Source organism: Xanthomonas sp. F4 (genome assembly GCF_011761895.1).
Genome location: NZ_JAASQX010000002.1, coordinates 704,424 through 724,561, shown reverse-complemented (window position 1 = coordinate 724,561; position 20,138 = coordinate 704,424). Strand labels below are relative to the sequence as shown.

21 protein-coding genes and 1 tRNA gene are annotated in these 20,138 nt (G+C 59.4%); 20 read left to right on the top strand and 2 right to left on the bottom strand.

Annotation, left to right across the window (positions count from 1 at the left end):
- Positions 1-27: 27 nt before the first annotated feature.
- Positions 28-564: a GspH/FimT family pseudopilin gene (locus FHR66_RS11060; RefSeq protein WP_160967306.1), complete on the bottom strand. Its 537-nt coding sequence runs from the start codon at positions 562-564 to the stop codon at positions 28-30.
- A gap of 147 nt (positions 565-711) precedes the next feature.
- Here FHR66_RS11060 and uvrB point away from each other — a divergent pair, with 147 nt between their 5' ends.
- The 4 genes from uvrB (at position 712) to FHR66_RS11040 (ending at position 5,255) form a co-directional block, all read left to right on the top strand.
- Complete coding sequence (gene uvrB / locus FHR66_RS11055) at positions 712-2,742, top strand: excinuclease ABC subunit UvrB (protein ID WP_160967307.1); 2,031 nt, start codon at positions 712-714, stop codon at positions 2,740-2,742.
- A 95-nt stretch (positions 2,743-2,837) separates the two neighbouring features.
- Positions 2,838-2,912: transfer RNA gene (locus FHR66_RS11050), tRNA-Val, on the top strand.
- Positions 2,913-3,071: 159 nt separating this feature from the next.
- Entirely contained in the window at positions 3,072-3,329 is a 258-nt protein-coding gene (locus FHR66_RS11045; RefSeq protein ID WP_160967308.1) for a hypothetical protein, read from the top strand.
- A gap of 291 nt (positions 3,330-3,620) precedes the next feature.
- Positions 3,621-5,255, top strand: a complete 1,635-nt coding sequence (locus FHR66_RS11040; protein ID WP_425612926.1) for a type IV secretory system conjugative DNA transfer family protein — start codon at positions 3,621-3,623, stop codon at positions 5,253-5,255.
- Between the two features lie 186 nt (positions 5,256-5,441).
- On the opposite strand, the gene FHR66_RS11035 is transcribed toward FHR66_RS11040, so the two are convergent.
- Entirely contained in the window at positions 5,442-5,579 is a 138-nt protein-coding gene (locus tag FHR66_RS11035; protein WP_160967310.1) for a hypothetical protein, read from the bottom strand.
- Positions 5,580-5,656: 77 nt separating this feature from the next.
- Here FHR66_RS11035 and FHR66_RS11030 point away from each other — a divergent pair, with 77 nt between their 5' ends.
- From FHR66_RS11030 to FHR66_RS10955, 16 genes are all read left to right on the top strand, one after another.
- Positions 5,657-6,079 (top strand): hypothetical protein, encoded by a 423-nt coding sequence (locus FHR66_RS11030; RefSeq protein ID WP_160967311.1) that lies wholly within the window; start codon positions 5,657-5,659, stop codon positions 6,077-6,079.
- Between the two features lie 61 nt (positions 6,080-6,140).
- On the top strand, positions 6,141-7,151 hold the full coding sequence (locus FHR66_RS11025) for a virB8 family protein (protein ID WP_160967312.1): 1,011 nt from the start codon (positions 6,141-6,143) through the stop codon (positions 7,149-7,151).
- Complete coding sequence (locus FHR66_RS11020; protein ID WP_160967313.1) at positions 7,148-7,909, top strand: TrbG/VirB9 family P-type conjugative transfer protein; 762 nt, start codon at positions 7,148-7,150, stop codon at positions 7,907-7,909. Before FHR66_RS11025 ends, FHR66_RS11020 begins: the two co-directional genes overlap by 4 nt.
- Positions 7,906-9,078, top strand: a complete 1,173-nt coding sequence (locus FHR66_RS11015; RefSeq protein WP_160967314.1) for a TrbI/VirB10 family protein — start codon at positions 7,906-7,908, stop codon at positions 9,076-9,078. The genes FHR66_RS11020 and FHR66_RS11015 overlap by 4 nt, the downstream gene beginning before the upstream one ends.
- 19 nt (positions 9,079-9,097) lie before the next feature.
- On the top strand, positions 9,098-10,141 hold the full coding sequence (gene virB11 / locus FHR66_RS11010) for a P-type DNA transfer ATPase VirB11 (RefSeq protein ID WP_160967315.1): 1,044 nt from the start codon (positions 9,098-9,100) through the stop codon (positions 10,139-10,141).
- A gap of 135 nt (positions 10,142-10,276) precedes the next feature.
- On the top strand, positions 10,277-11,161 hold the full coding sequence (locus tag FHR66_RS11005; RefSeq protein ID WP_160967316.1) for a transglycosylase SLT domain-containing protein: 885 nt from the start codon (positions 10,277-10,279) through the stop codon (positions 11,159-11,161).
- A gap of 67 nt (positions 11,162-11,228) precedes the next feature.
- Positions 11,229-11,639 (top strand): TrbC/VirB2 family protein, encoded by a 411-nt coding sequence (locus FHR66_RS11000; protein WP_160967415.1) that lies wholly within the window; start codon positions 11,229-11,231, stop codon positions 11,637-11,639.
- Positions 11,632-11,943: a type IV secretion system protein VirB3 gene (locus FHR66_RS10995; protein WP_160967317.1), complete on the top strand. Its 312-nt coding sequence runs from the start codon at positions 11,632-11,634 to the stop codon at positions 11,941-11,943. Before FHR66_RS11000 ends, FHR66_RS10995 begins: the two co-directional genes overlap by 8 nt.
- Before the next feature lie 168 nt (positions 11,944-12,111).
- A complete protein-coding gene (locus FHR66_RS10990; protein WP_160967417.1) occupies positions 12,112-14,583 on the top strand; it encodes a VirB4 family type IV secretion/conjugal transfer ATPase in 2,472 nt (823 codons plus the stop codon).
- Between the two features lie 64 nt (positions 14,584-14,647).
- On the top strand, positions 14,648-15,421 hold the full coding sequence (locus FHR66_RS10985) for a hypothetical protein (protein ID WP_160967419.1): 774 nt from the start codon (positions 14,648-14,650) through the stop codon (positions 15,419-15,421).
- An 80-nt stretch (positions 15,422-15,501) separates the two neighbouring features.
- On the top strand, positions 15,502-16,587 hold the full coding sequence (locus tag FHR66_RS10980; RefSeq protein WP_160967318.1) for a type IV secretion system protein: 1,086 nt from the start codon (positions 15,502-15,504) through the stop codon (positions 16,585-16,587).
- 32 nt (positions 16,588-16,619) lie between these two features.
- Positions 16,620-17,108, top strand: a complete 489-nt coding sequence (locus tag FHR66_RS10975) for a DUF4189 domain-containing protein (protein WP_160967319.1) — start codon at positions 16,620-16,622, stop codon at positions 17,106-17,108.
- Between the two features lie 485 nt (positions 17,109-17,593).
- Entirely contained in the window at positions 17,594-18,082 is a 489-nt protein-coding gene (locus FHR66_RS10970) for a DUF4189 domain-containing protein (RefSeq protein ID WP_160967321.1), read from the top strand.
- A 124-nt stretch (positions 18,083-18,206) separates the two neighbouring features.
- Positions 18,207-18,752 carry a DUF4189 domain-containing protein gene (locus FHR66_RS10965; protein WP_160967323.1) on the top strand — a complete coding sequence of 182 codons (546 nt, stop codon included), beginning with the start codon at positions 18,207-18,209 and terminating at the stop codon, positions 18,750-18,752.
- Between the two features lie 203 nt (positions 18,753-18,955).
- A complete protein-coding gene (locus FHR66_RS10960; RefSeq protein ID WP_456361748.1) occupies positions 18,956-19,441 on the top strand; it encodes a DUF4189 domain-containing protein in 486 nt (161 codons plus the stop codon).
- A gap of 185 nt (positions 19,442-19,626) precedes the next feature.
- Positions 19,627-19,959 (top strand): hypothetical protein, encoded by a 333-nt coding sequence (locus FHR66_RS10955; protein WP_160967325.1) that lies wholly within the window; start codon positions 19,627-19,629, stop codon positions 19,957-19,959.
- The last annotated feature ends 179 nt before the right edge of the window (positions 19,960-20,138 follow it).

The following is a 20,138-nucleotide window of genomic DNA, read 5'->3' as shown; positions in this document are numbered from 1 at the left end:
AGCAATCGCGGCCTTTGCTTTTGCGTGTCAGTCCGGCGTCCGGCAGGGCATCGGTTCCGTCGTTTTCCGGGTGCGGATGCGTCCGGTGTTGTTCACCACCACCGCGGCGCGTAGCTGCCCCCGCTCGCAGATGCTGACGGTCAGGTTGCTGCCGGCGCTGCGTCCATCGGGCAGGAAGCGGATCGAGGGCCGGCCGCGGTTGGAGCGCAGGACCAGGGTGCCGGCGCCCGGTGCGCTGCCTTCGCTGAGGATGCTGTCCGGCGCGATGGGCTGGCCTTGCCGTTCCGGGTCGCGGAACACCAGCCAGCCCTGGCTCCAGTCGCTGTCGCTGCGACAACTGCCGTCTCCGTTGGACGGGCAGGCGCTGACCGGGACGCCTGAGCTGATGGCGCTGCTGCGTGCCAGGGCAAGGTGTGCGCTCAGCTGGTGCGTGGCGGCCGTCAAGCGCTGGTTTGCCAGCATTTCCCGGAATGCTGGCAGACCGATGCCGGCGACCAGGCAGATCACCACCATCACGATCATCGCCTCGAGCAATGTGTAGCCTTTGACCGCAGCGTTGCGCATGTCCGTCGTCTCCCGGTGCGAGGTCGCCAGTCTCGCGGCGGGGCGGCAGGGCTTGAATGAGGGGGTTGTGCGTTCCCATGTAGGAAATCTCCCCGGCGCGGGGTCGGCCGACGCTGTCGCCCGCGCTTTCCACCTTGAGGCTTGTGCATGTCCGACCGTTTCCAACTCGTATCGCCGTATTCGCCGGCCGGCGACCAGCCGCAGGCGATCGAGAAGCTGGTGGCCGGCTTCGAGGCCGGCCTGGCCAAGCAGACCCTGCTTGGCGTGACCGGATCGGGCAAGACCTACACCATCGCCAACGTGGTCCAGGCGATCCAGAAGCCGACCCTGGTCATGGCGCCGAACAAGACCCTGGCGGCGCAGCTGTACGGCGAGTTCAAGGCGTTCTTCCCCAACAACGCGGTCGAGTACTTCGTCAGCTACTACGACTACTACCAGCCCGAGGCCTACGTGCCGTCTTCGGACACCTTCATCGAGAAGGACAGTTCGATCAACGAGCACATCGAGCAGATGCGCCTGGCCGCGACCAAGACCCTGCTGTCGCGGCGCGATGCGCTGGTGGTGGCCACGGTCTCGGCGATCTATGGCCTGGGCGCGCCGGAGGACTACCTGTCGCTGCGGCTGATCCTGTCGATCGGCGAGCACGTCGAGCAGCGCCAGTTGATCCGCCACCTGACCGATCTGCAGTACACCCGCAACGAGTACGAGCTGCACCGCGGCAGCTTCCGCGTGCGCGGCGAGGTCATCGACGTGTTCCCGGCCGAATCCGACAGCGAAGCCTTGCGCATCGAGCTGTTCGACGGCGACGTGGAGCAGCTGACCCTGTTCGATCCGCTGACCGGCGAGACCCTGCGCAAGCTGCAGCGCTACACGATCTACCCGAAGACCCACTACGCCACCACCCGCGAGCGCACCCTCAGTGCGGTGGATACGATCAAGCTGGAGCTGAAGGACCGGCTCGAGCAGCTGTACGCGCAGAACAAGCTGGTCGAGGCGCAGCGGCTGGCGCAGCGCACCCAGTTCGACCTGGAAATGATGGCCGAAGTCGGCTTCTGCAACGGCATCGAGAACTACTCGCGGCACCTCACCGGCAAGGCGCCGGGCGAGCCGCCGCCGACCCTGTTCGACTACCTCCCGGCCGACGCGTTGCTGGTGGTGGACGAGTCGCACGTCACCGTGCCGCAGATCGGCGCGATGTACAAAGGCGACCGCTCGCGCAAGGAAACCCTGGTGGAGTTCGGTTTCCGCCTGCCGTCGGCGCTGGACAACCGGCCGCTGCGCTTCGAGGAATGGGAGGCGCGCTCGCCGCGCAGCATCTACGTGTCGGCCACGCCCGGTCCGTACGAGTTGCGCGAGTCGGCCGGCGAGATCACCGAACTGGTGGTGCGCCCGACCGGCCTGATCGATCCTGAGGTGGAGATCCGGCCGGTCGGGACCCAGGTCGACGACCTGCTGTCGGAGATCAACCTGCGCGTGGCCGATGGCGACCGCGTGCTGGTCACCACGCTGACCAAGCGAATGGCCGAGAACCTCACCGAGTACCTGGGCGAGCACGGCGTGAAGGTGCGCTACCTGCACTCGGACATCGATACGGTCGAGCGCGTGGAAATCATCCGCGACCTGCGCCTTGGCAAGTTCGACGTGCTCGTCGGTATCAACCTGCTGCGCGAGGGGCTGGACATGCCCGAGGTCTCGCTGGTCGCGATCCTCGATGCCGACAAGGAAGGTTTCCTGCGCTCCACCGGCTCGCTGATCCAGACCATCGGCCGCGCCGCACGCAACCTGCGCGGCAAGGCCATCCTGTATGCGGACAAGATGACGCGCTCGATGCAGGCCGCGATCGACGAGACCGGGCGCCGCCGCGAGAAGCAGGTGGAGTACAACCTGGAACATGGGATCACCCCGAAGTCGGTGGCGCGTCCGATCGTGGACATCCTGGAGGGGGCACGCGAAGACGCGTCCGAGGCCAAGTCGGGCAAGGGCAAAGGCAAGGGCAAGGCGCGCCGGATCGCGGAAGAGCCGGCCGACTACCGGACGCTGGCGCCAGCGGAGATCGCCGCCCGGCTCAAGGCGCTGGAGCAGGAGATGTACCAGCACGCACGCGATCTGGAGTTCGAGGACGCGGCGCGGGTGCGCGACCAGATCAAGAAGCTGCGCGATGCCAGCCTGGTCGGCTAGGCGGGCCGCAGTAGCCGATATGGGGGCGGGTATTGTTCTTGTCCGCCAGGTGGGCTAAGATTCGCGCCCCTGCAGCGGTGCGCCGCGGCAGAGAAGGGCGGTTAGCTCAGCGGTAGAGCACTACCTTGACATGGTAGGGGTCACAGGTTCGAACCCTGTACCGCCCACCACGTCGCCAAGAAGCGGACGTGGACACGATGAAGCCGGCGAAAGCCGGCTTTTTTGTGCCTGCACTGCGGCCGCCGGGTAGCGCCCGCGGGGTAGCGCTGGTCGCATGGCCACGCTTGCTTTAGCATCCAAGCGGACGATCGGGCGAGGAGGCCAGGCGCATGGTGGAATACCATCATACGGTGCAAGTCAATGGACGCTACCAGCTCGTGGCGTTGACTCGGGAGCCGGAGTACAGCCCGGCCAACGTGGTGGGCTATGCGGTTACCACCGACGGCGGCGCGCGCGTGGATCCGCACGACATGTCCTGGGACGAGGCGCGGGTCTTCCTGGATACCCTGGTCGAGCGCGATCGGGACGCGGTCAGCGCGGAAAAGAAGCCGTCACGGAACAAGCCGAGCACGCGGCAGCGTCGCTGAGGCGTGGCGTATGCGTCGAGGCAGGGCGCGCCGCGCTGGACGCTCGGGCAGGATGTGCCGACGCCATGGGCGTGGCCATGAGCCCCATCGGAGGCATGGCAGTTGCGGTGGGGACGCCTGTCCGGCTGTGCGCCGTTTCCCGCAGGCGCCGCACCCGCATCCATCTCGCCGCACCGACTGCCTACGCAGGTCGTCTCAAAGTGCGTAACTCGCTCTAGAATATTCGCCAGGATGGATCAGGGAGGATAGGGCTTGTCGAATCGTAAACTCGTTGCGGCGGCGCTCGTCGTCGTGCTCACGGCCGTCTGTGGCTATTTCCTGTCCGGCTACCTGGTCCTGCTGCTGCTGAAGCTGGACACGCGGATGTTCGGGCTCGGCACCTACTACCAGTACGTCCACGCCATCGGCTTGCCGGAGGTGGCTCCCTACGTCGGCAAGATCAAATGGGCGGGCTACCTCGGTTTCGGCTTGCCCGGCCTGCTGGCCCTGCTGATCCTGGTGCTGATGTTCAAGCCGCCCAAGCGCAGCCTGCATGGCGACGCGCGCTTCGCGGGCGCCGCCGACCTGTCCAAGCATGGGCTGTTCAAGACCAGCGGCGACGGCATCGTGGTCGGCAAGTTCCGCGGCAAGCTGGTGCGCCTCAGCGGTCAGCAGTTCGTGATCCTGGCCGCCCCGACCCGCTCGGGCAAGGGTGTCGGCGTGGTCATTCCGAACCTGCTCGAGTACCAGGAGTCGGTGGTGGTGCTGGACATCAAGCAGGAGAACTTCGACCTGACCAGCGGCTGGCGCGCCAGCCAGGGCCAGGAGGTGTTCCTGTTCAATCCCTTTGCCGAGGACCGCCGCACCCATCGCTGGAATCCGCTCAGCTATGTCTCCGACGATCCGGCGTTCCGCGTCTCGGACCTGATGAGCATCGCCGCCATGCTGTACCCGGACGGCTCCGACGATCAGAAGTTCTGGGTCAGCCAGGCGCGCAACGCGTTCATGGCGTTCTCGCTGTACCTGTTCGAGAACTGGGACGACGAGCGCAACATCGGCTTTCCCGGCGGTCTCGGCACGCCGACGCTGGGCGCGATCTACCGCCTGTCTTCCGGCGACGGCACCGACCTGAAGAAGTATCTGAAGTCGCTGTCGGAGCGGCGCTTCCTCAGCGGCAATGCCAAGTCGGCGTTCTCCAATATGCTGTCGCAGGCGGACGAGACCTTCGCCTCGATCATGGGCACGCTGAAGGAGCCGCTCAATGCCTGGATCAACCCGGTGCTGGATGCGGCCACCAGCGACAACGACTTCCTGCTGACCGACCTGCGCAAGAAGAAGATGACCATCTACATCGGCATCCAGCCCAACAAGCTGGCCGAAAGTCGCCTGATCATCAACCTGTTCTTCAGCCAGATCATCAACCTCAACACCAAGGAGCTGCCCAAGAGCAATCCTGAGTTGAAGTACCAGTGCCTGCTGTTGATGGACGAGTTCACCGCGATCGGCAAAGTCGACATCATCGCCTCGGCAGTGTCATATATGGCCGGTTACAATGTCCGCCTTCTGCCGATCATCCAGAGCATGGCGCAGCTCGATGCCACCTATGGCAAAGACGTCTCGCGGACCATCATCACGAATCATGCACTGCAGATTCTTTACGCTCCGCGCGAGCAGCAGGACGCCAACGACTACTCCGAGATGCTCGGCTACACCACCTTCCGCAAGAAGAACGTCACGCGCGGCAAGGACGTGACCCGGAGCGTGTCGGAGGAGAAGCGGGCGCTGATGCTGCCGCAGGAGTTGAAGGCGATGGGGAACGACCAGGAAGTGTTCTTGTACGAGGGCATTCCACATCCGGTGAAGTGCGACAAGATCAAGTACTACAAGGATCGCCACTTCACCGCGCGGCTGCTTCCGAAAGTCGATATCCCGACGCTCTCGATCTGAAAGTGTGACAAGAAACACTTATTTTTTGGGCGTATTTATCAATTGAACGTTTTTTTGCCAAATGCTTGACGTGAGCATGCCCCTGCGGCACATTCTCGCGAGTATGGCGGCGCGTTGGTAAGAGAAACAGGAACAGGGGCGTGGGCCGAACAGGCGCACGTAAGGGGTGACATGGAAGGTTTGCTGTCAAATTCCGTTTTCTTCGGCGCTGGTCGCGCGGCCTCGGGAGTCCTCCGTTGCCCGCAGCAGGTCTGTGCCCGCGCCGTTCCCGGCGCCTTCCTTCTCGCGATGCGCGCGTGGCGTCGTCGCGTCGAACTTCGCCATCCAGTAGCGGGCCGCCTGTGCGCCGTCCGCTCTCAATACGTTTCCGCAATTCAGAGGCTCGCGTGAAAAGAACGCATATGTTTCGGCTCATCGTTACGTTGAGTGCCGTCGCGCTGTTTAGCGCCTGCGCAACCAGGCCGGCACCCGACTTCCGCGGCAAGTGGAAGCCGGTCAATCGTTTCTCCGAGTCGACCATGGAGATCCCGCTGTACTCGTCGTACGTGTACCAGGCGATCCCGATGGACGGCACGCTGAAGACGATGCTCGAGCGCTGGGCCAAGGACTCGAACATGCAGCTGTCCTACGGCATCCAGTCCGATTACACGTTGTACGCACCGGTCGCCAAGATCAACACCACCAGCATCCAGCAGGCGGTCGCCGAGCTGAGCGTGGTCTATGCGCAGGAAGGGCTGAGCGTGACCGCCGCGGGCAATCGCATCCTGGTGCAGCCGTCGTCGTCGCTGAGCGGTGCGCCGGCGGCCAGCGGCAGCGCGAAGTGACCTCACCGCGGGCATACGCGCTGTACGCCCGCAGCCACATTACGAAACCTGGTGAAGTCTGATGTTCGGTAAAAAGCCGGTCGAAAGCGAAAACGTTAACAAAGCGGTAGCGAAGGCGGTCAACTACGAAATCAGCATTGCTGATCTGGCGCGCCGCAGCGAGCGCCGTGCGTGGTGGGTCGCGTTCGGCGCCATCATCATGTGCCTGCTGCTCGGCGGCGGGTATTACTACATGCTGCCGTTGAAGGAGAAGGTGCCGTACCTGGTGATGGCGGATGCGTACACCGGCAATTCCACGGTATCGGTGTTGCGTGATGTCGGCGACGTTCGCAGCATCACCAATAGCGAAGCGTTGGCCAAGAGCAACGTCTCACGTTTTATTACCGCGCGCGAGTCCTACGATTCCGAGATGATGGGGCTCAACGACTGGAATCTGGTGTTCTCGATGGCGCCGCGGGATACCGGGGTCGGGGCGGAGTACTTCAGTCTTCACGCACCCAGTAATCCCTCGGCACCTTACTATATCTATGGTAAGACCCGATCCATCCGGGTGAAGATTTTGAGTATTAACCTGCTTGGCGGCGGCGGAAAGCCATATACGGGCGCTAATGTGCGCTTCCAGCGCAGCATCTACGACAAGAGAACCGGTCAATCCACTTTTCTTGACAATAAGTTCGCCATTCTCGGTTTCCGTTACAACAACAACCTGGCCATGGACGAGGATCTGCGGGTTCAGAATCCACTGGGTTTTCAAGTAACTGATTACCGGGTCGACAACGATTATTCAGGCATGCCGGTTCCGCCGTCGCCGGCCGTTCAGGCGCCTGCAGCGGGTGCGGTCCAGCAGCCGCCAGCCGGTCAGATGCCGGGAGCGGCTGGACAAATACCGATGCAGCAGGTGCCTGGCCAGCCGGCGGCGGCCCCGGCTGGCGGCACGATGCCTGCCCCGCAGCAGGCACCGGTGGCGAATCCGGGGAGCGCGCCCGTCTATCCGGGGGCACAGCCTGCTGCGGCCCCTCCTGCACCCAACGCTGCACCTCAGCACAATGGTAATGGAGCGAACGTTCGATGAGTTTCCTGACGAAAACCGGTGCGGCGCATATCGCGTTGCTGGCTCTGGGCCTGTTTGCGCCGATCGCGTCGGCCCAGGTGGTCCAGCAGTACGAGTACGAGCCTGACAAGATCTATCAGGTACGTACCGGCTTGGGCATCACCACCCAGATCGAACTGAGCCCGAACGAAAAGATTCTCGATTACAGCACCGGTTTCACCAGTGGCTGGGAGCTCAGCCGTCGCGAGAACGTCTTCTATCTGAAGCCGAAGAACGTCGACGTCGACACCAACATGATGATCCGCACCGCCACCCATTCCTACATCCTGGAATTGAAGGTAGTGGCGACGGATTGGCAGCGGCTGGAGCAGGCCAAGCAGGCTGGCGTGCAGTACAAGGTGACCTTCACCTATCCGAAGGACACCAGCTTTGCCGCAGCGAGCGACGAAGTGAAGGATGAGTCGCAACTGGATACGCGGCTGACCAAGGACCGCCATTACTACTTCGACTACGACTATTCCACGCGTTCCAAGCAGGCGTGGATCGTGCCGAGCAGCGTCTATGACGATGGCAAGTTCACCTACATCAAAATGGATCTGACGCGTTTCCCGACAGGCAATTTCCCGGCCGTGTTCGGTCGCGAGAAAGAAAGCGATGAGGATTTCCTGGTCAATACCACAGTCGAGGGCAATACCCTGATTGTCCACGGGACCTATCCCTTCCTGGTCATCCGCCACGGCAAGAATGTTGTCGGCTTGCGTAGGAACAAGCAAAAGTGAACTCGAATCTACCCCCGTCTGACGAAAACTACGGCCGCGACAACGGTCAGCCGCGTTCCCCGCATGCGGACGATGCGCCGCGCGAGAATCCCTATTTCGCTCGCCAGCAGCAGACTGCCGATCCGGATCTGGACGCCAATGAGCCGGTGCTGCGCTCCAGCGACCTGAAGAAGCTCAATCGCAAGGCGCTGGTGTTCCTGGCCGGTATCGCCGCGCTGCTGATCCTGGCGATCTTCTGGCTGGTGAGCGGCAGCAGCACGCCCGAGCCGCCGCCAAAGCCGCGTCAGGAAGCGGTGGTGGCGCCTGCGTTGCCACAGACTGCCGCGCCGCCGCCAGTGCAGCCGGCCGAGCCGGTGCCGCTGGCCGAACAGCCGAGCCTGCCGCCGTTGCCGCCGATGCCCACCGATAATGACCCCTCGATGCAGCCGTCTCGGCAGGAGCGGGGGCCGTCGTTGCTGGAGCGGCGCATGGCTGGCCTGCAGCAGGATACTGGCGGTGGTCAGGGCATCGGCGGCATGCCGCAGGGGCAGGAGCAGGGCGGCGTGCCGCAGGATCAGGTAACGTCGGCAAAGCCGATCGCCAATCCGGATGGTTTGCTGGTACGCGGCACGTATATTCGCTGCGTGCTGGAGACCCGGATCATCACCGACTTCCCGGGCTTCACCTCCTGCATCATCACCGAGCCGGTCTACTCCATCAACGGCAGGCGCCTGTTGCTGCCTAAGGGGTCGAAGATCCTTGGTCAGTACGGCGCTGCAGAGCCGACCGGCCCGCGCATGCAGGTGGTCTGGGATCGCATCACCACGCCGACCGGCATCGATGTGACTCTGGTTGGCCCTGGTGTCGACAATCTCGGCAGTTCCGGCCATCCGGGCCAGTACAATGCACACTGGGCGAGCCGGATATCGTCCGCGCTGATGATCAGCATGCTGAGCGATGCCTTCAAGTGGGCGGCGGCCGAGCACGGCCCCAAGACCACGACCACCGGCATCAATTCCGGCGTGGTCACCGAGCAGCCGTTCGAAAGCAATACTGCGCAGTCCGTCCAGCGTCTGGCCGATCAGGCACTGGATCGCCGGCGTCCCGCCACCGTGACCATCAACCAGGGCACCATCGTGAACGTCTACGTGGCCAAGGACGTCGACTTCACGGCCGTGTTGCCGCGTTGACCGAGAACGAGACACCGACGTGACCTTCGACGACTCTCCGACCGCGCAGATCTCCACGGATTTCCTGGATTACCAGTACTCGGTGCTGGGCATCCTGGATTACCTGAACTCGCCGGAAGTGACGGAAATCTGCATCAACCGTCCCGGCGAGCTGTACCTGGAGACGCTGCGCGGCTGGCAGCGGATGGACATTCCGTCGCTGACCTTCGATCGCGCGCGGCAGTTCTGCACGGCGGTGGTCAACGAGAGCAATACCGGTCAACGCATCACCGACGCCGATCCGGTGGTGTCGTTGACCTTTCCCACCGGGCAGCGCGCGCAGTTCGTGATTCCGCCAGCTTGCGACGCCGGCAAGGTGTCGATCACCATCCGGCTGCCGTCCAAGCACACCAAGACGCTGGAGCAGTACAAGGAAGACGGCTTCTTCCAGGAGATCCTGGAGGTGCAGTCGGGGCTCAGCGACCAGGATCGCGAGTTGCTCGAGCTGCGTCGGCAGCGCGATTACGCCGAGTTCTTCAAGAAGGCGGTGCTGTTCAAGAAGAACGTCGTCGTCGCCGGCGCCACCGGCAGCGGCAAGACCACCTTCATGAAGTCGCTGGTCAATCACATCCCGCACGAAGAGCGGCTGGTGACGATCGAAGATGCGCGCGAGCTCTTCATCAGCCAGCCCAATTCCGTGCATTTGCTCTATTCGAAAGGTGGACAAAGCACGAGCAATGTCACCGCGAAGAGCTGCATGGAAGCATGCCTGCGCATGAAGCCGGACCGCATCATCCTGGCCGAGTTGCGCGGCGACGAGTCGTTCTACTTCATCCGCAACTGCGCCTCCGGTCATCCGGGTTCCATCACCAGTTGCCATGCTGGCAGCATCGGGCAGACCTGGGACCAGCTGGCGTTGATGGTCAAGGCATCGGCCGAGGGCTCGGGCCTGGAGTTCGCCGTCATCAAACGGTTGCTGATGATGACCATCGACATCGTTGTCCATATCAAATCGCATGCGGGCCGGCGCTATATCACCGGTATCGATTTCGATCCGGAGCGCATGCATTCGGGTGGAGGGTGAATATGTTCATTGAAGTGATAAGGCGAAACCACGCCGATTGACTTTGAATTTTTCTTCCAACACGATTGATTTGCGACATCTGCGGCATTCCGGACGAGTTGCCGGGGAAGTCGATGCATAAGGAGTAACCACGGCATGTTGCCAGGCATGGAACTACTGAGCTGTCCCGAAATGGCGGTTCCGGCTGAAGTCATGCAGCACGTTGTGCGCGTCGAGTCGTCGCACAATCCGTTCGCGATCGGTGTGGTCGGCGGACGCCTGGTGCGCCAGCCGCAGAACCTGCCCGAAGCCGTCGCCACCGCGCGGATGCTGGAAGAGAAGGGCTACAATTTTTCCCTCGGCCTCGGGCAGGTCAACCGCTACAACTTGATCAAGTACGGTCTGGATAGCTACGAAAAGGCGTTCAAGACCTGTCCGAATCTGCAGGCCGCGTCCAAGATCCTGGCCGAGTGCTACAGCCGCTCCGGTGGCAACTGGGGCAAGTCGTTCAGTTGCTACTACTCCGGCAACTTCGAGACCGGATATCGGCACGGCTACGTGCAGAAGATCTATGCGTCGATCAACCAGGGCAGGGCGCTCGCCGTGTCCACCGCAGGCGCGATCCCGGTCATCCCGGCAGGGAACGTGCGCCGCGTGGTCACCGACTCGGCGAAGGCGGCCGCAGTGCGCGAAGTGGATTCCATCGTGTCGCGGCGTATTGACGCGGCGGCGAATAGACTTGCCGGTGACCTCACTGCGCAGGGCCAGCCACCGATGATTCCCCAGGCGTCCATTGCAGCGCCAGCGCAGCAGGCGGCGATTGTGGGCACTGCGGCGTCGACGCCGCAGGCTGCCGCGGACTCTGATCTCTATGTGATACGACCGACAGGCGCCGGCAAAGGAGTGGCGGTTCCTGCAGGTGGCGGAGCGACCCCCGCTTCGCACGTTCCCGCTTACGCACCGCAGGCCGTGGCGGGAGCGGCCGTTCCTGGCACAAGTACGCCGTCGCCGACGCCTGGCGACGGAGCCTTCGTATTCTAGCCAGATGCAGTAACTCGGCCATGCAAATGGCTTTACCCCCTGTTTCCCAGTCAAGGAGATACTCATGATGTTCAAGAAAAGTGAAGTGAATTCGAACGCCAAGATCGTCGGCATGGCGGCAATGAAGGCGGCGTTGTTTACCGCGGCCGTGTTTGCCTCCGGTGTTGCGATGGCCGGCGGTACCAACGGCTATGCGGGTACCGATACCAAGGTCTGCGGCTTCCTCAATAATACCAACGGCATCTTGAACATGGCGTCCGTCCTGGTGGTGACCATCGCGGTCATCTTTGCCGGCTACCAGATTGCGTTCGCGCACAAGCGGGTGGCGGAAGTGGCGCCGGTGCTGCTCGGTGGCGTGTTGATCGGTGCGGCTGGTCAGTTGGCGAAGATGCTGATCGGCAAGGATGCTGGAAATTGCGACGGCACCGCCGCGTCCGCGAGCATCCAGTTCATCCAGCACGTATTGCACTATGCATAAGAATGTACTTTTCCGGGGCTGCACCCGGCCGGCGATGTTTTTCGGGGTGCCCTACATCCCGTTCTTCATCGGCGCGGGCGGTGGCTTCCTGATGGGTATCTATTTCGACATGCGCCTGCTGCTGCTCATTCCCATCGTCGTCTTCGTCATGCAGCAGATGACCAAGCGGGACGAGATGATCTTCCGCATGCTCGGGTTGCGCTGGATGATGAGGATGCGCGTGCGCAACCTGCAGCGCTATTCCGGCATGTGGGTGTTCTCGCCGAATGAGTACAGGAAAGAGGTGCCGGGCGCCAAGCGCTAGCTTGGAACCGGGTGCCGGGTCTCGACCCCATGCACGACACCTCTGTTGTGCATGGGGTTGTTCGGTTTTTCGTGTCGGCGTGCGTTGCGGTTGCGAGCGTGGTCGGCGGTTCCCGGAGCATATGCCCCGGGCCTTGGCAAGACGAAACGGATTCTGAGTCACTTCATTATGTTCATCCCGGATACTTCGATTAGCGAGTTCATCTCCATCTCCACGCATGTGGCGCCGTCCGTGCTGAAGACGACGGGAGGAGATTTCATGCTGATCTGGCACTTGGGCGGGCTTCCGTTCGTGGGCCGCGAAGAGTGGGAGATTGAACACCGGCACAACACCTTCAATCGCATGCTGCAGACGCTGCGTGCCCCGGATTTCGCCAACGTGGCCTTTTGGGTGCACGACGTGCGCCGCCGCCGCCGCATCAAGAACGCCAATAAGTTCAAGCAGGCGTTCAACCAGGACCTGTCGGACCAGTACTACGGCACCTTGTCTTCGCAGAAGATCATGCAGAACGAGCTGTACATGACCATGATCTATCGCCCTGTGGTCACGGGTAAGCGTCTCATGGACAAGTCGTCGAACATTGCGCAGTTGCAGTCCGAGCAGGACCAGGCGATCGCCAAGGTGCTCGAGCTTGCCGGCAACGTCGAAGCCGTGCTGAAGGACTACTCGCCCTATCGGCTGAGCATGTATGAGGCCAGCAATGGTGTGGTGTTTTCCGAGGCCCTGGAGTTCTTCGGCTATCTGATCAACCGCATCGACGAGCCGGTACCGGTGCTGCAGGCGCCAGTACCCGCCTATCTGCCGGTCAGCAAGCACATGTTCGCCAACAAGACCGGCGACTTCGTGATCAAGACCCCGGAGGGCGTCAATCATTTCGGCGCCATTCTGAACATCAAGGAATACACCGACGGGACCTATCCCGGCATTCTCAATGGCTTGAAGTATCTCGACTTCGAGTACGTGGTGACGCACTCCTTCAGCCCGATGGGGCGGCACGATGCGCTGAAGGTGCTCGATCGCACCAAGGGCATGATGGTGTCCTCCGGCGACAAGGCGGTCAGCCAGATCCACGAACTCGACCTGGCGATGGATCAGCTGTCGTCGGGCAATTTCGTGTTGGGCGAATACCACTTCACCATCGCCGTCTATGCCGAGACGCAGGAAAAGCTCGCGCAGCAGGTGGCGACCACGCGCGCGGAGCTTTCCAATGCCGGTTTCGTCTCGACCAAAGAAGATCTGGCGGTCGCATCCTCTTTTTACGCGCAGTTGCCCGGCAACTGGCGCTATCGCACGCGTTTGGCCAATGTCAGTTCGTTGAACTTCCTTGGCCTGTCGCCGCTGCACAACTTCGCCCAGGGCAAGCGCGACAACAATCCGTGGGGCGAGTGCGTCACTACGTTGCAGACCACCAACGGCCAGCCTTACTACTTCAATTTCCACGCCACGCATCCGGCGGAGAACTCGTTGGGCGAGAAAGCGATCGCCAATACCATGGTGATCGGCAAGTCCGGTACCGGCAAGACCGCGTTGATCAACTTCCTGCTCAGCCAGGTGCAGAAGTTCGACCCGATCCCGACCATCTTCTTCTTCGACAAGGATCGCGGCGCCGAGATCTTCGTGCGCGCCTGTGGCGGCAACTACCTGGCGCTGGAGAACGGCAAGCCCACCGGCTTCAACCCGTTCCAGTGCGAGCGCACCGAAGCGAACGTGCAGTTCCTGGCCGACCTGATCAAGGTCCTGGCCGGCAAGATCGAGTACACCTCGCGCGAGGAGGAAGACATCTTCCGCGGCGTGGAAGGCATGCTCGATACGCCCATGCACCTGCGCAGCATGACCAACTTCCGCAAGAGCCTGCCCAACATGGGCGACGACGGCCTGTATGCGCGTATGCGCAAGTGGACCGCTGGCAACTCGCACGGCTGGGTGTTCGACAACCCGGTCGATACGATCGATCTGGAAAAGGCCAGCATCATCGGCTTCGACTACACCGACGTCATCGACAACCCGGAAGTGCGCGTTCCGGTCATCAACTACCTGCTGCATCGGCTGGAGGCCCTGATTGATGGTCGGCCGCTGATCTACGTAATGGACGAGTTCTGGAAGATCCTCGACGGCAAGGGCGGCCTCAAGGAATTCGCCAAGAACAAGCAGAAGACCATTCGTAAGCAGAATGGCCTGGGCATCTTCGCCACCCAGAGCCCGGAGGATGCGCTCGCCAGCGATATCTCCGCGGCGCTGGTCGAGCAGACTGCGACCATGATCCTGCTGCCCAATCCCAACGCCAGCAAAGAAGACTACATGGACGGCCTCAAGCTCACCGACGCGGAGTACCAGGTCGTGGTCAGCTTGGACGAGCGCTCGCGCTGCTTCCTGGTCAAACAGGGGCATGGGTCGTCGGTGTGCCAGCTCAATCTGCGCGGCATGGACGACGCCCTGTCGGTCATCTCGGCGTCGACCGACAATATCGAAATCATGCACCAGGTGCTGGAGCGCAAGGCCAAGGAGCACGGTGTCGCGCCGGACGACCTGACGCCAGAACAGTGGTTGAGCGAGTTCTACGCGAAGCGCAAGGGGTCCGGAAAATCAGGTCCGGCGAGGTCGATGTCTTCGGACAATCGCGGGGCTGCAGCGGTCACCTGACCGTTTCGTCCATCACGCATGGCGGTTTTTCTAAAAGATCTGTGTTGAGGTGTTTATGAACAAGATGACGAAAGCCTTCACCCGTATTCGCATTGTTGGTGCGGTTGCCTTGCTGGGGTTGCTGCCGGCGACGGCGTTCGCGCAATGGGAAGTGATTGACAACAAGCAAATCGACGAAAACGGGAAAAATACCGAAAAACTCCACGACAAGCTCGATGATATCTACAAGTCCAGTCTCATTGGCAAAAGTACTGGGGAGAAGCCCAGCGGCGAAGAGGTCGACAAGCCAAAGGAGAAGCTCCAGAAGGTTGACGACAATTACGGTGTTTCAACCTGTGCCAGCACGACATCCGGCACGCCCGTTTCCAGCGAGCAGCAAAAGACGTGCGAGCTCATTCAGCGCACGCGCAATTCGCAGTACAACTACATGGTAGCCATGTACGACATCACCGAGAAACGCTTGCAGCGGCTGCGCGATATCGAGAACGAGCGTCAGAACATCAAGCCCGAGCAGATTGGCTTGCTGGAAGACAATACCAACAAGCTGATTGCGCTCAAAACGCTGATGGATATCGATCGCCAGCAGACGGAATCGGCCATGTTCGCCTACGAGAAGCGGCTCGCGTTCCTGACCCAAGTGCAGTCCGCCGGAGCCAAGGCGGCCATGACTGGCCAGACGGCGCCATCGGCAACGGATACCGGGGGCGGTGGCTTGTTTCCGGGTTGGAGCGGTCTTGGCGATATTGCGAGTAAGGCAGTTGGCGGTGCAGTGGTGCTAGGCGCGCTGCAGGCGATCAAGTCGGACGGCAAGATCCATAAGTTGAGTATCGACGATTAACTTGTAAGTCATCCAGTTTTAAGAGGTCGGTTTGTGGCAACGATGCTTGGTGATGCGGGCGCCCGCGCGATGGAGTTTTTATGAATTTTTTAACGGATTTGGGGAATTATTTAGTATTCACCCGCATCAACGACTTCTTGCGCGACGAGATCGACTACTTCCAATGGTCGCTGCTGATGCGCATGTCCTGGTGGGTATCGGTAACGGCGATGAGCGCGCTGACATTGTGGGTGCTCTACAAGGGTTACCGCGTCGCGACCGGCCAGTCGCGTGAATTCGCGATGGATCTGGTTGTGACGTCGCTGCGTTCGGCGTTGATCGTCGGTGCGGCGATGAGCATGGTGTCGGCGAGCAACCCTGCAGGAGAGGGCGACACCAATAGTCTTTATTGGCGGCTCACCGATGGGTTGAGCAGCGCGATCGTGAATACGGTCACCGGGAGCACGCAGAGTCCCTACAAGGAAATCGACAAGAACCTGGCGCTCATGCAGGTCGGCATGACGGTTATCGACCAGATCAATACGGCCGGCGATCCGGAGCGCCAGAGCGAGAAGGATCGCGCGCGCATGTTCACGGGAATCGGCATGGCGGGCCCGGCGATCGTCGGTGGGTCGTTGCTCTTGTTGAACAAGTTGGCGATGGCGCTGTTCGTTGGTTTTGGGCCGTTGTTCATCCTGTGTCTGCTATTCGATGCCACGAAGTCCTTGTTCCAGAGGTGGCTCCTGTACGGGATCGGAACGGTGTTCTCCTTGTCCGTCCTGACGTTCACCGTTGCGCTTTCGACGAAGGTGACGACGGCGGTGGCATCGGGGTTCATCGCGGCTTGGGCAGCGTCGAATGGCTCGAGCGAGGGCGTGACCAGCATGTCCTTGCAGCAGGGTGGGATCGGCTTGGTACTGAGCACATTGATCATCACGGCGCCACCGATGGCGGCTTCGTTCTTCCAGGGTACTCTGGGCCAGTTCAGTGCCTATTCTGCGTTTGGGCAGATTGGGCGTGATCCCGCTAGTGGTAGGCCCTATACGCCGCAGCCGCCTGTAAGCAGCACCACACAAAACCAAGATGTGGCTATGAATAATACAGGTGGTACTTTTTCTGGAGCACAGACGACTTCACCTAGCCAGCAGCCGGGTTGGTTAGGTCAAGCAAATAAGCCTAACGCCTAGGATCTCCAACTAGGCTGATGGGAGATCATGATATGAATTTCAAGAAAGTTGAGTTGGCTGCTGGTTTTTTTCTTCTTTTGAATTTCGGTGGCACTGCATTCGCACAGACACGTTGTCCTGTAGGAGCGCAAGCAGGAAGCGCGCAATGTCTTCCTGACGATGAAGCTTCCGCACCCTCACGCCCTGCGGGCGAATGGATTAAGACATGGGGCGCCATTGCAACCTCGCCAAGTGGCAACGGCGGAGTGAGTTCAGGTCGCTTTTCAAAAGACGAGGCCCAGAGCGTTGCCTTGCAGAATTGTAAAAATGCTGGCGTGAAAAACTGCACTGTTGAGTTTGTGTATTACAATCAGTGCGTTGCTTTAGTATATCCGCCTGGTGGAAATGGCGGCATATTTTACAGCGCTGCGACGGTTAAAGAGGCGGTTAGCCTGGCCAAATCAAAGTGCGAGACCTCCGCTAAGGCTGAATGTAAAGTTGCGATATCTGAATGCTCTAGGCCGGTCTTTAAGAAATATTAATTATATTTTGCAGTGTTTAATGAATTTTATATGCGCCACTCGTGGCTTTATCTTGTGCGAATGCAGAATAATTCGCGCGATAACGCAACGTTGTAGAGCTAAAAGAGCCGGTAGAATTTGATGCGTTGAATTAGTTAAGTTTGCTAGTAAGAGAGGTGTACTGTAACTTCACATGTCGGGTCGGTGTGTGGCTATTGCATCGTAATACAATGATGTGACTGAGGGTGGTATAATAGGCAGGGTGGATTTGGGGAAAGCAAAGTTGGTAGATTTGGATATATGTAAGAAAAATGGTGGCTCTGGATGCTTTGTGATTTACAGCGATTGTTCAGGGTCTGCTTTTAAGAAATGCCAGCCTTTCTGAAAGGCCAATTTTTTGCATCCGGCCGTTTTGGATAATCCCGCGGTAAGGTATGACAGCGCCGAAGATCAGAGTCATGTGCTGAACGTGGGAATCGTAGTGCATACGGAAACAATGGTTGATTATGAATAGGAAGATATTTGGATTTATTTCATTTTTGACATTTTCTTTAGTTTCTTTGGGGGTGTTTGGCCAAACCCGTTGTCCAGTGGGTGCGCAGGCTGGGAGCGCACAATGTCTTCCGGATGAAGCGGGTGAGGCGCCTCCACGCCCCACCGGTGAGTGGATTAAAACTTGGGGGGCATTGGTTAGCTCAAATACGGCACACGGAGCATGGACCTCCAAAGGGAAATTCTCCAAGGATGATGCCATCAGTGATGCTTTAGGTAGATGCCAGGCTACCGGTGCTCCTGATTGTCATATTGATTCGACTTATTTTAATCAATGTGTGGCGGTTGTCGGTTCGCCCGATAAGGTAGGACTATCAATTTCCAGGGCGAAGAACGAGTCTATAGCGAAGAGTGCTGCGTCTGCTGATTGTCAGCAAAGAGGAGGGCGACAGTGTGAAGTGAAATTTTCTGACTGCACTGAGCCATTCTTCAGGAAGTTTTGATGTCTAGTTATGATGGTAAGAAAGCTTTTGACGTTGCGTTAGACGTTTCCAGCTCAGTAGAGTAACCACCAGATGGTGACTGGTTGGTGCGGACGATCTGGACTGCGGTATGGTGGGTGGGGTCATGAGAACAGTCGTCGATTTTGAAATTGATGTTTCCACGCATCATAGGATCGAAATGTGTGGTATTTCGATGCGTAGCCTTTCTATATTTTTTTTTGGAGCTTTTCTTCCAGCAACTCTGTGTGCCCAAACGCGTTGTCCGGTTGGGGCGCAAGCGGGAAGCGCTCAGTGTCTCCCGGATGAAGAAAGCTCCTCATCTGCTCGTCCTACGGGGGAATGGATTAAAACATGGGGTGGCATTGCTAGTGCCCCAGATGGGGAGGGTGGGGTAAGTTCAGGGCAATTGTCCAAGGCGGATGCTGAAAATGTTGCTCTTCAGAACTGCAGAGCGACTGGTGCCGGTCAATGTAAGGTTAACTTCGTCTACTACAATCAATGCGTTGCTCTCGCATATCCGGTGGGTAGTGCGGGTGGCTTTTTTCGTACAGGGAAGACTATTGATGAGGCAGTGAAGTTGGCTGTCGTTGATTGTGAGAATGAGATGGTTGGGCATCAGTGTAAAATTAAGGTAAACGAGTGTACGGATCCTGTTTTTAGAAAGTATTAGGGCTTTGTTTTGGCGTGATATTTGGACGTCCCATTCAGGTATCTATTGTGTTCGGCCAGGTGGCTGGTATTCGACTGGCAACCCGTTTGCGTGTTCAGAAGCCTGAGTTTTTTATGCTGCCAGGCTTGATGTTAATCTAGGCTACTATGTCACTTCCGATTTGGCTCAGCAATGCATCGCAAGAGTGATGCGCCCAGAGGAGGATGATTTTGCGTGTCTTGTTGGCTTTTTTGCTTCTGGGATACGCATGCGTCGCGAATTCGCAAACGCGTTGTCCTGTTGGGGCTCAGGCTGGAAGTGCACAGTGCTTCCCTGATGATGAGATGTCTGCCCCTCCGCCGAGGCCGACAGGGGAATGGATTAAAACATGGGGGGCTATTGTCAATGCCGATAGCAAGGAAGAGGCCTGGGCATCATCCAGAATGCTATCGAAAGAGCAGGCGGAAGATGACGCGTTGGATCAGTGCAAGTCCGCTGGTTACAAGGGATGTGTCGTAACCTTTACATATCGAAATCAGTGTATTGCTGTCTCATCGCCAAGTAGCGGTCCGATTCAGGGAGGAATTGCGGGTAGGGCGGATTTGGCAACAGCGAAATCGGCGGCCGTGGATATATGTAAGAAGAATGGTGGCTCTGGATGCTCTGTGATTTATAGCGATTGTTCAGAGCCTGTTTTTAAGAAATTCTAGTCTTTTTGAAGGGTTGAATTTTTCACCCGGTTTTTTAGGTGGCGTACCAAAGCTATGATGGCTGCAGGAGTGCGCTCGAGAGGATCGATAAGGGTAACAACAATCCGGTTTTGGCAGATTTGATGGGTTGCGTAGTCGTCGAAGACGACGAGTATCGGGACGAAATTTTTGAAGGGAGCAAGTCCATGAAAAAGTTGCTGCTGGTGATACTGTGTTTCACGGTTTGGAGTGCGATGGCTCAATCGCCCCAGGAGCATCTTCGCTATCGGAACGACGATCCGTTCGTGTTTTGTACCGAGGGCCAGAAGGACCCGGGCAAGTGTTGGATGCCGCTGCCTCCCTATACCGGAGCTTACATGAGGATGCCCTACTGCCAGCCGGAGGATCCGTATGGAAAGCCCTGGACGCCGCAGGACTACGATTCGCTCGTGCAGTATCAGCGTGTCTGCCCGCGTGCTTTGAATTCCGGTAGTTGGAAGGGGAAAAAGCCGGCAAATATGTCGCCAACGGAACACTAAGCGTGGACATGCTTGGTTAGGTGTTTTTGCTCGGCTGAGCCGAATTGGCCATTGGCGATCAGGGATGTCGAGAAGATATGGTCGCCAACACTGGCGATCGAGGTCGTTAGCGGCGCAGTGCTGAATACGTATGCAAGCACCGTTGAAATTCCTGCATCAACGCTACTCTAGCGCAGCGT